Below are 13,968 nucleotides of genomic sequence, written 5' to 3'. Positions count from 1 at the left end.
GATATAACAAGTAAAGGTGTTCCGGATTATAATCCGTTATCATTAAATTGAGTGGACACGAAAATGTGTCAACAAGGGTGGTACCGCGAAACCAAGCTTCGTCCCTTACAAGGGATTGGGGCTTTTTTTTATGCAATTGTATTAACGTTCTAATTCATTATTTAAGGAGGTAGTTGTTAGTGAAGGAACAATTATTGGCTCTGCAACAGAATGCACTTCAACAAATTAATGAAGTGGATAATCAGAAGGAGCTACAAGACATTAAAGTAGCATTTCTAGGGAAGAAAGGATCCATAACTGGTGTATTACGTGGGATGGGGAAGCTTTCTAAGGAAGAACGTCCAGTCGTAGGTGAAATAGCAAACCAAGTACGTGAAATAATTACAAAAGCAATTGAAGAAAAGAATGATGTATTAGAAGAGGCGGCTTTAAATGAAAAATTAAATGCCGAGTCTATTGACGTCACGCTTCCAGGTCGTCCAGTGGAAATAGGTGGCCCACATTTATTAACAAAAATTGTTGAAGAAATTGAAGACTTATTTATTGGTATGGGCTTTGAAGTTCGCGAGGGACCGGAAGTGGAAACCGATTATTTCAATTTTGAAGCGTTAAATTTACCTAAGAACCATCCAGCACGGGATATGCAAGATTCGTTTTATATTACGAATGAATTACTTTTGCGCACCCATACATCACCGATGCAAGCACGAACAATGCGTGAATATAAAGGTGAAAAACCAGTAAAAATGATATGCCCAGGAATTGTTTACCGTCGTGATACGGATGATGCAACACATTCCCATCAATTTACGCAAATAGAAGGCCTATATGTAGATAAAGATGTGCGGATGAGCGATTTAAAAGGTATTCTTAATGTTTTTGCGAAAAAGCTTTTTGGTGAAGACCGCAAAATTCGATTGCGTCCGAGCTTCTTTCCATTTACGGAGCCATCGGTTGAAATGGATATTTCTTGTAAAACATGTAATGGTGAAGGTTGTTCTGTATGTAAAGGAACGGGATGGATTGAAATTCTTGGGGCAGGAATGGTTCATCCAAAGGTACTGTCAATGGCTGGATATGATCCAGATGTTTATTCTGGATTTGCCTTTGGAATGGGTCCAGATCGAATCGCCATGCTAAAGTATGGTGTGAATGATATCCGTCAATTTTATTTGAATGACACACGATTCTTAAAACAATTCCATCAAGCATAAGGAGGTAGCGTGCATTGTTAGTTTCATTAAACTGGTTAAAAAATTATGTCAATATCGAAGGAATTAGTCCAGAGCAACTGGCTGAAAAAATAACGAAATCCGGGATTGAAGTAGATAAAATCGAATATATTGCTGAACAAAGCTCGAATGTGGTTGTCGGCTATGTGGAATCCTGTGAACAGCATCCAAATGCAGACAAGTTAAATTTATGTCAAGTGGATGTTGGAGAGGAGGAAAAACTGCAAATCATTTGTGGTGCTCCTAATGTTGCAAAAGGTCAAAAGGTCGCTGTTGCAAAACCAGGGGCTATTTTACCGGGTAACTTTAAAATAAAAAAAGTTAAATTAAGAGGAATAGAATCAAACGGTATGATTTGTTCTCTCCAAGAATTAGGAATCGAAGAGAAATATGTTCCTAAGGATGTATCAGAAGGGATATTCGTCTTTCCCGAAGATGTAAAAGTAGGGGAAAGTGTAGAGCCATTACTTAATTTAAATGATGCTGTGCTTGAATTTGATCTAACACCTAATCGAGCGGATTGCTTAAACATGCTTGGGGTAGCATATGAAGTAGCTGCCATTTTAGATCAACCGCTTGATTTACCAGATGAATCGGTATCTACAATAGCGGAAAAGGCATCCGATTATATATCGGTTGAAGTAAAGGACAAAGAGATCAATCCATATTATGGAGCTTTTGTAATAAAGGATATTACAGTAAAGCCGTCGCCACTTTGGATGCGGAACTATCTAATTGCCGCTGGAATTCGACCAATAAATAATGTGGTTGATATTACTAATTATGTTTTACTTGAATATGGTCAGCCTTTACATGCATTTGATTACGATCGGTTAAATACAAAACAGATTGTCACACGAAAAGCAAATTCGAATGAAAAAATCATTACACTCGATAATGAAGAAAGATCCCTTTCAACAGCCGATTTTGTTATTACAAATGGTACAGAAGCCGTTGCACTTGCAGGTGTAATGGGTGGAGCAAATACGGAGGTTCATAGTGGAACAAAAACCATTTTATTAGAAGCAGCCTTTTTTGATGGTGGAACTGTACGTCAAACAGTGAAACAAACTGGTCTTCGCAGTGAGTCAAGTACACGCTTTGAAAAAGGGATAGATCCAGAACGTGTAAAACGAGCTGGAATGCGTGCTTGTCAGTTGATGGAACAATATGCTGGAGGAAAGGTACTTCAAGGAGTTGTGGAAGTTGATAATCTAGATCGTTCACAAAAAGTTGTCGAAATAGAAGTTGATGAAGTTAATAAACGATTAGGAACAGATATGGTAGCAGAAGAAATTCGTGATATTTTACGAAGACTTCGTTTTGATTTTAAGCAAGAGGCATCTCATTTTACGGTACACGTTCCGACAAGACGTGGTGATATTACGATTTTTGAAGATATGCTAGAAGAAATTGCTCGTATTTATGGCTATGACCGTTTACCTTTTACATTGCCGGCAGGTGCGGCGCAAGCAGGTGCCTTAACAGAACGTCAACGTGTAAAGCGTGAAGTAAAGCGGTTTTTACAAGGTGCGGGTTTAATGGAGACAATTACGTATTCATTAACAAGTGAAAGCTTTGTTTCGAAGCTAATCAGCCCAGAAATTAAAGCGTTAAAACCAGAAGCAATCCGTTTAGCGATGCCAATGACAGAGGATCATAGCTATCTTAGACTGAGCATCTTGCCAGAGCTTTTAAAAACACTCTCGCATAATGTGGCGAGAAGCCAGCTGAATCTTGCTTCCTATGAGCTCGGTACGATTTTCGTTTCTCAAGAAAAAGCGTTATCAAAGCAGCCGGATGAAAAATTGCGACTTTCTGCAGCTTTATCTGGTATGTGGTTAGAACAGCCATGGCAACAAGAAAGAAAACGAGTCGATTTTTATGTTGTAAAAGGAATTGTCGAGGCGCTTTTTGACCATTTAAATTTATCTGTACGGTTCGAGCAGGCAGTATTGCCAGATATGCATCCTGGCAGATGTGCGACACTAAGTTATGGGAACCAAACGATTGGATTTATTGGACAGCTTCATCCACGTCTTGAAAAGGAGCTCGGATTAAAGGAGACCTATGTATTTGATATTAATATGGAAGAGGTTTTAAATGGGTATCAGCATGTCCCTAGCTATACAGATATCCCTAAGTATCCTTCCGTTACACGTGATGTTGCTTTCATAATGGATGACTGTGTAGCTGCTGGAGCTGTCAAAGAGTCCATTCAAGCAATTGGCGCTCCACTCGTGAAGCATGTTAGTATTTTTGACCTTTATACTGGAGACAATTTACCAGCAGGGAAAAAGTCAGTTGCTTTTAAATTAGTTTATCAGGATCCTGATAAAACATTAAAGGATGATGAAGTAGAAGCATCCTTTGAACAAATTATTCAAGAGATAAATACGAAATATGATGCGTATATCCGCTCTTAACTGAAAAAATCCACCATTCTTCTGTTTTTACGAAGTGTGGTGGATTTCGTTTATACTGACTTTGTAAAGGACCCTAGCTGGATAACGCTTACCTTTATTAGATGCAAATGTGCTTGCTTTAACTTCTGTCCAAGCTACAAATATTTAGTAGCTTTTTTTGTGTTCGCAAAATGAACCTTTGCACATGTATGCAACGTGTCCGCAGATTTATTTTTAATAATGGTTGCAATGGTACGATCCACTTTATCAGATGCTCCTTTCGGAAGCGGAATTCCAAGTTTTTCTGAAAGTAGATCCATTTCTCTTACAAAGCTTGCTCTAGCAATAATCGATCCCGCAGCAACAGCGATAGAGTAGCTTTCTGCTTTTGTCATAAAATAAGTCTGATTATTGACGAATTCGTTTTCTGTTCGAAGATGGTTGAAATATACATTTGGTTCACAAAACTGATCAATTAGAATCCCGTCTAATGGTGCATTGCCAATTTTTTTTAGTAAGGATTGGATGGCGTGATGATGAAGCATGGCCTTCATTTTCCCTTGTGACCATCCTTGCTTTTGCAGCCGATTATACTTTTCGTTCCGCATAACAAGAAGCGAATATGGAATCTTTCGTATCGCTAATTCCTTGGCGATTTCAACAATGATATTATCAGTTAGGTGCTTTGAATCTTTCACACCCATTTTTTTTAGTTCCGGGATGTCCTTAGGTTGAACATATGTACATGCAACGGTAATCGGCCCAAAATAATCCCCTGTTCCAGCTTCATCTGAGCCAATGTGTGCGGCATGAAATAGGGCTTCTTTTGGTGCATAGGAATGTGTTTTCTTCTTTAGGTTCTCTATTTTAGGAGTTCTTTCATCCTTGTTTAATAACCATTTATCAGCTTCTACCTCAGGTGAAGCCCCTTGGAATAATACCTTCCCTGAACGGTAGGCAGTAATTACAGCATTAGCCGTTTTAGCCTGAAAAACCGCCCCTTGTGGCGTATTCGTAATATGGCTAGCATAATACTGCTTCATCGATTGAATCGTTTGTTCCGAGAAAACTTGCACGTATTGTGGCAAAATTATCGCTCCTATCATCAATATATATAGACTATATCAAAGCAACCATAAGAAATAAATGAAAAAATTTCACAAGACAATAGTTCCCTAAATTCATAATTTCATGTTAAGATATAGACAGTTATTGGATTGTCGAACCTCAAACCTCTCAATATGAGAGGAAATCAAGCAATATATTTAGGAGGATATACGTGTGAGTCAAAATGAAAAAACACGGATAACCGTTGAAATACATAATAGACCATATACAATTGTAGGAAGCGAGTCTTCGAGTCATGTTAGACTAGTTGCTAGTCTCGTAGACCAAAAGATGCGTGAAATACAGGAAATGAATAGACAGCTAGATACATCTAGTTTAGCTGTATTAACTGCGGTCAACGCGATGAACGATTATTTGAAATTAAAAGAAGACTACGCTACATTGCTAGGCTCATTAAAAAAGAAAGAGGATAAATAAAGAATGATCAATTTCATAATAATTTTATTACTCATATTTGGATTCTTGATGGGATTAAAAAGGGGGCTAATCCTACAAGCGATTCATTTAATTGGATTTATTGTTGCTTTTATCGTAGCAGCAATATACTATGATGTGCTAGCTTCTAAGCTTCCACTATGGATTCCGTATCCAGACATATCTAATGATGGTTTATGGGCAGAACTTTTGCAATCGATGCCACTAGAGACTGCGTTTTATAATGTTATTGCCTTTGCTGCTATTTTCTTTGCGACTAAAATATTATTACAAATAATTGGTTCAATGCTTGATTTCGTTGCATCTTTACCAGTTCTTAATTCTGTTAATAAAGGGCTAGGAGCAGTGCTTGGTTTTTTAGAAATTTATTTAATTGTTTTTATTGTATTATATATTTTAGCACTGGCGCCAGTTCCAAGTGTGCAAGCATATGTGAATGATTCTACGGTGGCATTGTTTATTTTAGAACATACACCTTATTTATCAGGGAAAGTAAGTGAACTTTGGTTTTCGTATGTAAATGCAATCGTAAATTAATTAGAAGGAAACCATGAAGACTGATTCAAAATGTTGGGGATGCTATTGTATAACATGTACAATAAGGATAACCGCTGCTGAATTAGTCTTTTTTCTTGATATAATATGTTGGTTTGTACTAGAACTCAACTGAAAATAAATAAATGTTTCTTAAGAGAATAAAGTAGGTGAATATGGATGACAAAAAACAAAAAAGATGTGATAAAGCTATTAGAAAATATAGCAGTCTATATGGAGCTTAAAGGAGAGAACCCGTTTAAAATTGCAGCTTATCGACGAGCAGCACAGGCACTTGAAAGGGATGAAAGGTCATTAACAGATATTGATGACTTTACGAAGATTAAAGGAATCGGCAAAGGAACGAGTGCAGTTATCGAAGAATATTTGCAAGAGGATACATCGGAAACATTGCGCCAATTACAAGAAGAAGTACCAGAAGGATTAGTTCCTTTATTAAATATACCTGGGCTTGGCGGAAAAAAATTAGCAAAGCTGTACCAAGAACTTCAAGTGATAGATGGAGAATCTTTAAAGGCGGCACTTGAGGATGGACGTGTAGAAAAGCTAGCTGGTTTTGGAGAAAAGTCAGCAAAGAAAATATTAGCCGCTCTAGACGAGGTAGGTTCACGCCCGGAACGTATTCCGATTGCTATTATGCTTCCTATTGCTGAAAAGATAGAAGAAAGGCTGGCTAGAATTCTAGAAATAGATCAATTTGCACGTGCTGGCAGTTTACGAAGAATGCGTGAAACAATAAAGGATCTTGACTTCATCATAGCAACGAAGAAACCTTCGGAGGTTCGCGATGCTTTATTGAACATACCAGGAATAAAAGAAGTTATTGCAGAGGGAGAAACAAAGGTATCGATTACATTAGCGGACGTTTATGATATTAATGTTGACTTTCGATTAGTAAATCCTCCAGCATTTGCAACTACATTGCATCATTTCACTGGTTCAAAAGATCATAATGTAGCAATGCGTCAGCTGGCAAAATCAAAAGGTCAAAAGATTAGTGAATATGGGGTGCACGTGGATGAAACGGATGAAACGTTGACCTTTGCAAATGAAGTTGAATTTTTTCATCATTTTGATTTGCCTTATATACCACCAGAGATTAGAGAAGGAGATAAAGAGTTTCATTCATTGAATAACGAAAAGCCACTCATTGCGTTAGAAGATATTCAAGGAGATTTGCATATGCATACTACTTGGAGTGATGGGGCACAATCAGTCGAAGAAATGGTAGCGAAAGCAAGGGAAAAAGGATATGCATATATTGCGATTACTGATCACTCCAAAAATTTACGTGTTGCGAACGGTCTGAATGAGTCACGTTTAAGAAAACAGCGTGAAGATATTGAACGACTTAATGCGAAGTATCGGGATATTCATGTATTTGCGGGCGTAGAAATGGATATTCTCCCAGATGGGAAGCTTGATTTCTCCACTGATTTTTTAAAAGAAATGGATTTTGTTATCGGTGCTATTCATTCGGCTTTTAATCAAACCGAGGATCAAATCATGTATCGTTTGTTTACCGCACTGGAAAATCCTTTTGTAAACCTGATTGCACATCCAACAGGAAGGCTGATTGGAAGAAGAGAAGGATATGCTGTTAACATGGAGTCGCTTTTAGCGCGTGCAAAAGAAACAAATACGGCGCTTGAAGTAAATGCAAATCCGAATCGATTGGATTTATCGGCACGTTGGGTAGAAGAAGCAATACAACAGGGAATCCCCATTGCAATAAACACAGACGCGCATAATTATGCCATGCTTGATCATATGCAATATGGAGTTGGCATCGCTAAAAAAGGATGGGCTAATAAGGAGCTTGTTATTAATACTTGGTCAAAAGAGAAACTTTTCTCTTTCTTTAATCGTAATCGTTAATATTAAGCTGTATTCAAAGGAGCAAGTAGAATGAACAAACGGATATATCGAGTGTTAGAATTTACAAAAATCATAGAACAGCTTCGCGAGCAAGCAGCAACATCATTGGGAAAAGAACTTACTGCCCAGTTGACTCCTGATACGGAGCTCGAGGAAGTAGAATTAAGACAAAATGAAACCGATGAAGCGGTTAATATTAGGCGACTAAATAAGGAAATTCCACTAGGTGGCATCTCCGATATTAAGCCGAGCATTAAACGAAGTGTAATTGGTGGAATGTTACATTCGGGTGAGTGCCTGGATGTTGCTAATACAATTTATGGCGGGCGAATGGTGAAGGAATTTTTTGAAAAGTTAGAGGTGGATGTACCAATACTTCAAGGATTAGCAATTAGTATAACACCTCTTCGAGACCTTGAGAAACAAATAAAGAGCTGTATTGATGATCATGGACATGTAATGGATAGTGCCTCGGAAAAGCTACGCAGTATTCGTACATCAATAAGGACATTAGAGAGCAAAGTTCGAGATAAATTAGATAATTATACGAGAACGAAAAGTAATATGTTATCTGATGCAATCATTACAATTCGAAACGATCGGTATGTTTTACCTGTCAAACATGAATATCGAGCAGCAATTGGTGGAATCGTACATGATCAATCTGCATCAGGTCAAACGTTATTCATGGAACCGAAAGCTGTTGTAGAGATGAATAATCGGCTTCAAGAAGCTAGCTTAAATGAGCAACAAGAAGTTGATCGAATTTTAATGCGTTTAACTGGACAAATTGCTGAAAACGAAGCGGTATTAATGGACAATCTTTCTATTTTAGCGACCATTGATTTTATTCATGCGCGTGCCAAGCTAGCAGAGATAATGAAAGCAGCAAAGCCAAAGATAAATGATCAAGGCATAATTAAGATGCAGCAAGCAAGACATCCATTAATTCCACATGACCAAGTTGTTGCTAATGATATTGAAATCGGTTCCTCCTTTACAACCATTGTTATAACTGGTCCCAATACAGGGGGAAAGACGGTTACATTAAAAATGATCGGTTTATGTACATTAATGGCACAATCAGGGTTGCAAGTACCTGCTTTAGATGGTTGTGAGCTTGCCGTGTTTAAGCATGTGTATGCAGACATTGGTGACGAACAATCCATAGAACAAAATTTAAGTACGTTTTCATCGCATATGACAAATATCGTGCAAATTATGGAGCAGGTCGACCATCAATCCTTAGTTTTATTTGATGAGCTCGGTGCAGGAACAGATCCACAAGAAGGCGCAGCACTCGCCATGTCTATCTTGGATGAAGTCGTAAATAGAGGTGCTCGTGTAATCGCTACAACGCATTATCCAGAGCTAAAGGCATATGGCTATAATCGCGAAAATGTTACGAATGCGTCGGTAGAATTTGATGTAGAAACTCTACAACCAACTTATCGCCTATTAATTGGGGTACCAGGTAGAAGTAATGCCTTTGAAATATCAAAAAGACTTGGTTTAAATACGCGAATTATTGAACATGCGAGAAGTCTTATTGGTGTGGATTCTAAGAGTGTGGAAAATATGATTGCTTCCCTTGAACGTTCACAGCATGAAGCAGAAAAGGATTATGAGGCTGCACAGCGAATTCTAGAAGAAAGTGAACAGCTTAAACATCAACTGGAACAAGAATGGAAGAATCTTGATGAAAAGCGTGAAAAGCTATATAAAAAAGCTGAGGAGAAAGCTGAGAGAGCAATTCAAAAGGCGAAAGATGAAGCAGAACAAATTGTTCGCCAACTAAGAGAAATGAAGGCTGGTGCAGTCTTAAAGGAGCATGAATGGATTGAAGCTAAAAAAGCATTGGACGATGCATTACCTTCACTAGGAGCAGAAAAAAGGGAAGAACCGAGGACAGTGGAATCTCAAGGGGATTTACATGCTGGTGATGATGTTACATTATTAGCTTATAACCAAAAGGGTACGGTTATTGAAAAGGTAAGTGATGATGAATATCTTATTCAAGCAGGAATTATGAAGGTGAAAGTAAAACGAAAGGATTTAAAGCTTGTACGGACAAAGAAAACGAGCTATGAAAAACCGATGGCCACAGTAAAGGGTGCAAACTATCATATACGAACAGAGCTTGATTTAAGAGGAGAACGTTTCGAGGACGCGCTTATCCGATTAGAAAAATATATCGATGATGCATTGCTTGCAGGATATCCGAGAGTATCTATTATTCATGGGAAAGGAACAGGTGCTTTAAGAAAAGGGGTTCAGGATTTTGTGAAAAAGCATCGCTCTATATCGAATTACAGAGAAGGAACCATGGAGGAAGGCGGAAGTGGCGTTACTGTAATTGAATTGAAATAGGAGAGGAGGATGCTAAATGGGAGCTTTTTGGGAAAATGTTTTTGTGGAGACAGTGGCTCGATATAGTGTTGTTATCTTGTGTTCTTTTGTATTTTTAGCTATTTTTGAGCTTGTTACATCTTATAAAAATTGGGAACAAATAAAAAAAGGAAATTTTGCAGTCGCGATGGCAACTGGAGGAAAGCTTTTTGGAATTGCAACCATATTTAGGTATTCGATTGAGCATAATGATACGCTGTTACAGAGTATTGGATGGGGAGCCTTTGGATTTCTATTATTATTAATAGGTTATTTTGTTTTTGAGTTTATGACACCTTCGATTAAAATTGATGAGGAAATCGGGAAAGGAAACATTGCAGTAGGGTTTATCTCAATGACCATTTCAATCGGACTTTCTTTCGTCATTGGAGCAAGCATTATTATTGGATAGGGGAGAAAAGAATACGTGGAAACATTGGCCAAGGTATTAATAGTTGTAGCAGCTGTTTTCGTCATTATTGGTATTATTTATCTAATGTAGATTATTTTAAAAAAAGTTAAATAAAATTTCAAAAAATATCAATTAGTCGGTATAATGGAATAAATATAGTAAAAAAGGAGGAATAAGGATGGGAGAAGCGAAAAGATGGCACTCGCATTATCCAACGGAAATACCGACTACGATTGCGTATGAAAAAGAACCATTATATGTTTTTTTAGAGCAGGCTGCATCTCGTTACGGGAAAAAGAAAGCGCTTCATTTTATGGGGAAAGAGCTAACCTATGATGAGTTGTATACAGCTGCAAAGAAAATGGCAAATTATTTGCAATCGCTTGGATTGACAAAAGGAGATCGCATTGCGATTATGCTTCCGAATTGTCCGCAATCTGTTATTAGCTACTATGGTGCTTTATTTGCAGGAGCAACTGTTGTACAAACAAACCCTTTATACACCGAGCGGGAATTAGAATATCAATTAAATGATGCTGGAGCAACCTTTATCGTATGTTTAGATATCCTGTTACCAAGGGTAACGAATATTCGGGAGAAGACGGCATTAAAGCATGTTATTGTTACTGGCATAAAGGATTATTTGCCATTCCCTAAAAATGTTGTATATCCTTTTATACAAAAAAAACAATATAATATTGTCGTAAAGGTTGAACAAAGTGAAACGACACACAAATGGAGTCACATTTTATCAAATGCAAACGCAGAATATAAGAAAGTAGAAATTGATCCGATGACTGATTTAGCTCTACTTCAATATACTGGTGGAACAACTGGATATCCAAAGGGTGTAATGCTTACACATTATAATCTAGTTGCAAATGTTCAAATGTGCCAAGCTTGGATGTATAAAGCGAAACAAGGGGAAGAAGTAATAATGGGGATCCTCCCTTTTTTCCACGTGTTTGGTATGACTGCGGTGATGAATCTTTCCATTATGTTTGGAGCTAAGATGCTCTTGATGCCTAAGTTTGATGTAAAGGAAGTTTTAAAAACAATTGAAAAAGAAAGACCGACCTTATTTCCGGGGGCTCCAACGATTTTTGTTGGTTTGTTAAATCATCCTGATATAACAAATTATGATCTATCTTCGATTGAGGCTTGTATTAGCGGATCTGCTCCATTACCAGTTGAAGTTCAAGAAAGCTTTGAAAAAGTAACGGGAGGAAAGCTTGTAGAAGGTTATGGGCTGACCGAAACATCTCCAGTTACACATGCCAATTTTATATGGGAGAAAAGAGTTCCAGGTAGTATTGGCGTTCCATGGCCGGATACAGATGCTAAAATACTTGATATGGACACAATGGAGGAAGCAGAATTAGGAGAAGTTGGAGAACTTGCAGTTAAAGGGCCGCAAATTATGAAGGGGTATTGGGAAAAACCAGAAGAAACAGCACTTGTGTTTAAAGATGATTGGTTTTTAACAGGTGATCTTGGATACATGGATAAGGATGGATATTTTTATATTGTCGATCGCAAGAAAGACATGATTATTGCCGGCGGCTATAATATTTATCCTCGCGAGATTGAAGAAGTGCTTTATGAGCATGAAGGAATCTTAGAGGCTGTCGTAGCTGGCGTTCCTGATCCATATCGCGGTGAAACAGTAAAAGCATATATTGTTCCAAAGACTGGATTTGAGCTTCAAGAAGAGGAATTAAACACGTATTGCAGAAATAATCTAGCTCCATTTAAAGTACCAAGAATATTTGAATTCCGTGATGAACTTCCAAAAACAGCTGTTGGTAAAATATTACGAAGACAGCTAATCGATGAGGAAAAAAGACGTCAGACAGAAAAAGTATAATTAATAAGTCAAGGTTGTCGTTTTAGTAAAGAAACGTTTTATATAAGCTCGCTCTATATTCGTATTTATTTACGAATAGCTCTTTTTAACCAAATAATGGACAGGCTTCATATTGACAATTTTTTTTCTAATCAGTACAATATAAAATGAATGATTACTCATTCATTTTATGTAAGGATTAAAAGGAGATCAATATGAAAAAAAATAAACCGAAGTATAAAATGATTATTGAAGCTGCAGTTGAAGTCATTGCGGAAAATGGCTACCATGCTTCACAAGTCTCAAAAATCGCAAAGAAGGCTGGTGTGGCAGACGGTACAATATATCTGTATTTCAAGAACAAGGAAGATATATTAGTATCCGTATTCGAAGAGAAGATGGGGCAATTTATAGATAAAATTGCTGCCGCTATTGCGGAAAAAGAAAATGCAAATGATAAATTATTAACACTAATAAAAATGCATTTTCAACAGTTAGCTGAGGACCATCATCTGGCGATTGTCACACAGCTTGAGCTTCGTCAATCAAATTTAGCGTTGCGTCAAGAAATTAATAAGGTGTTAAAGTCTTATTTGACGGTAATGGATTCGATCGTTAACGAAGGAATACAGGAAGGTCTGTTCCGTTCGGACATGAACATTCCACTCGTTAGACAGATGATTTTTGGAACGTTGGATGAGACGGTAACAAACTGGGTAATGAAGGATGAAAAGTATGATTTAGTTCAACTTGCGCCAAATGTTCATGATTTGATAACAAAAGGACTTTCAAAAAAAGATTAAAACGCTTTCATTTTTTTGATAGAATGAAAAAGGTGGGAATTTTTTAAAAAGATGCATGATGTGCAATGAGGAGGGGTATGTTGAGTACAGTTGATTATAAGCAAGATGGGAGTATAGCGATTCTTACGATTCAAAGTCCACCTGCCAATGCATTATCCAGTTCATTATTATCTGATTTGAATAAGAAACTTGATGCTATTGAAAATAATGGGGTGGCTAAGGCTATTATTTTACGTGGAGATGGGAAATTCTTCTCTGCTGGGGCGGATATAAAGGAATTCACCTCTTTACAAAATTCGCTAGACTACGAAGCATTGTCGCGCAGTGGACAGGAAATTTTTTCGCGAATTGAACACTTTTCAATCCCTGTAATTGCTGCTATTCATGGGGCGGCACTTGGTGGTGGATTAGAATTGGCAATGGCTTGTCATATAAGAATTGCAGAAGAGAACACAAAGCTTGGATTACCAGAATTAAACCTAGGAATAATACCTGGCTTTGCAGGAACACAACGGCTACCACAATATGTTGGAATGGCAAAAGCATATGAGATGATTTTAAGCGGGGAACCAATATCGGGAAAAGAAGCAGCACAATTTGGATTAGTTAACCAAACAGTTGATACTGGCGAAGCTTTTCATGAAGCTAGTAAACTAGCAACAAAATTCGCTGCCAAAAGCAAAGCTTCTATTCATCGGATTATGCAACTTTTGCCATATGCGAAGACATCTCGATTTGATGAGGGAGCAAAAGCAGAGGCACATTTATTTGGAGAAATTTTCGGCTCTGCTGATGCGAAAGAAGGTATTCAAGCATTTATGGAAAAACGAAAACCGAATTTCAAAGATTAATTGATTTAAGCATGCGTGTATGACTAGTTTAAAAA

General features: G+C 37.5%; 11 protein-coding genes. 10 read left to right on the top strand and 1 reads right to left on the bottom strand.

The window, feature by feature from the left end; genetic code table 11:
* The first annotated feature begins 179 nt into the window (after positions 1 to 179).
* Together pheS and pheT are read left to right on the top strand one after the other, a co-directional pair.
* Positions 180 to 1,214, top strand: coding sequence for a phenylalanine--tRNA ligase subunit alpha (gene pheS / locus QBK89_RS04275; protein ID WP_284139784.1), 1,035 nt, complete (start codon positions 180 to 182; stop codon positions 1,212 to 1,214).
* Positions 1,215 to 1,228: 14 nt separating this feature from the next.
* Positions 1,229 to 3,658, top strand: coding sequence for a phenylalanine--tRNA ligase subunit beta (gene pheT, locus QBK89_RS04270; RefSeq protein ID WP_284139783.1), 2,430 nt, complete (start codon positions 1,229 to 1,231; stop codon positions 3,656 to 3,658).
* A gap of 134 nt (positions 3,659 to 3,792) precedes the next feature.
* Here the strand turns inward: pheT and rnhC are convergent, their stop codons facing one another.
* Positions 3,793 to 4,725, bottom strand: coding sequence for a ribonuclease HIII (gene rnhC / locus QBK89_RS04265; protein WP_284139782.1), 933 nt, complete (start codon positions 4,723 to 4,725; stop codon positions 3,793 to 3,795).
* 193 nt (positions 4,726 to 4,918) lie between these two features.
* Here rnhC and zapA point away from each other — a divergent pair, with 193 nt between their 5' ends.
* From zapA to QBK89_RS04225, 8 genes are all read left to right on the top strand, one after another.
* Complete coding sequence (zapA, locus tag QBK89_RS04260) at positions 4,919 to 5,182, top strand: cell division protein ZapA (RefSeq protein WP_284139781.1); 264 nt, start codon at positions 4,919 to 4,921, stop codon at positions 5,180 to 5,182.
* Between the two features lie 3 nt (positions 5,183 to 5,185).
* A complete protein-coding gene (locus QBK89_RS04255) occupies positions 5,186 to 5,737 on the top strand; it encodes a CvpA family protein (protein WP_284139780.1) in 552 nt (183 codons plus the stop codon).
* Positions 5,738 to 5,914: 177 nt separating this feature from the next.
* Positions 5,915 to 7,633, top strand: a complete 1,719-nt coding sequence (polX, locus tag QBK89_RS04250; RefSeq protein WP_284139779.1) for a DNA polymerase/3'-5' exonuclease PolX — start codon at positions 5,915 to 5,917, stop codon at positions 7,631 to 7,633.
* Between the two features lie 30 nt (positions 7,634 to 7,663).
* Positions 7,664 to 10,003: an endonuclease MutS2 gene (locus QBK89_RS04245; RefSeq protein ID WP_284139778.1), complete on the top strand. Its 2,340-nt coding sequence runs from the start codon at positions 7,664 to 7,666 to the stop codon at positions 10,001 to 10,003.
* Between the two features lie 16 nt (positions 10,004 to 10,019).
* Positions 10,020 to 10,433: a DUF350 domain-containing protein gene (locus QBK89_RS04240; RefSeq protein ID WP_284139777.1), complete on the top strand. Its 414-nt coding sequence runs from the start codon at positions 10,020 to 10,022 to the stop codon at positions 10,431 to 10,433.
* Between the two features lie 178 nt (positions 10,434 to 10,611).
* Positions 10,612 to 12,300, top strand: a complete 1,689-nt coding sequence (locus tag QBK89_RS04235) for a long-chain-fatty-acid--CoA ligase (RefSeq protein ID WP_284139776.1) — start codon at positions 10,612 to 10,614, stop codon at positions 12,298 to 12,300.
* A gap of 194 nt (positions 12,301 to 12,494) precedes the next feature.
* Complete coding sequence (locus QBK89_RS04230) at positions 12,495 to 13,082, top strand: TetR/AcrR family transcriptional regulator (RefSeq protein ID WP_284139775.1); 588 nt, start codon at positions 12,495 to 12,497, stop codon at positions 13,080 to 13,082.
* 77 nt (positions 13,083 to 13,159) lie between these two features.
* Positions 13,160 to 13,933 carry an enoyl-CoA hydratase gene (locus QBK89_RS04225; RefSeq protein ID WP_284139774.1) on the top strand — a complete coding sequence of 258 codons (774 nt, stop codon included), beginning with the start codon at positions 13,160 to 13,162 and terminating at the stop codon, positions 13,931 to 13,933.
* Positions 13,934 to 13,968: the final 35 nt, after the last annotated feature.

The sequence above is a fragment of the Virgibacillus sp. LDC-1 genome (assembly GCF_030137545.1).
Taxonomy (GTDB): Bacteria; Bacillota; Bacilli; order Bacillales; family Amphibacillaceae; genus LDC-1.
Note: the sequence above shows the minus strand (reverse complement) of the source record. Positions and strands in the feature narration are given on the sequence as shown.

What these genes read in the sequence shown, in the direction of transcription:
- QBK89_RS04255 (WP_284139780.1), top strand. Translation starts at nt 5,186, where the DNA reads ATGATCAATTTCATAATAATTTTATTACTCATATTTGGATTCTTGATG.
- polX (WP_284139779.1), top strand. Translation starts at nt 5,915, where the DNA reads ATGACAAAAAACAAAAAAGATGTGATAAAGCTATTAGAAAATATAGCA.
- QBK89_RS04245 (WP_284139778.1), top strand. Translation starts at nt 7,664, where the DNA reads ATGAACAAACGGATATATCGAGTGTTAGAATTTACAAAAATCATAGAA.
- QBK89_RS04240 (WP_284139777.1), top strand. Translation starts at nt 10,020, where the DNA reads ATGGGAGCTTTTTGGGAAAATGTTTTTGTGGAGACAGTGGCTCGATAT.
- QBK89_RS04235 (WP_284139776.1), top strand. Translation starts at nt 10,612, where the DNA reads ATGGGAGAAGCGAAAAGATGGCACTCGCATTATCCAACGGAAATACCG.
- QBK89_RS04230 (WP_284139775.1), top strand. Translation starts at nt 12,495, where the DNA reads ATGAAAAAAAATAAACCGAAGTATAAAATGATTATTGAAGCTGCAGTT.
- QBK89_RS04225 (WP_284139774.1), top strand. Translation starts at nt 13,160, where the DNA reads ATGTTGAGTACAGTTGATTATAAGCAAGATGGGAGTATAGCGATTCTT.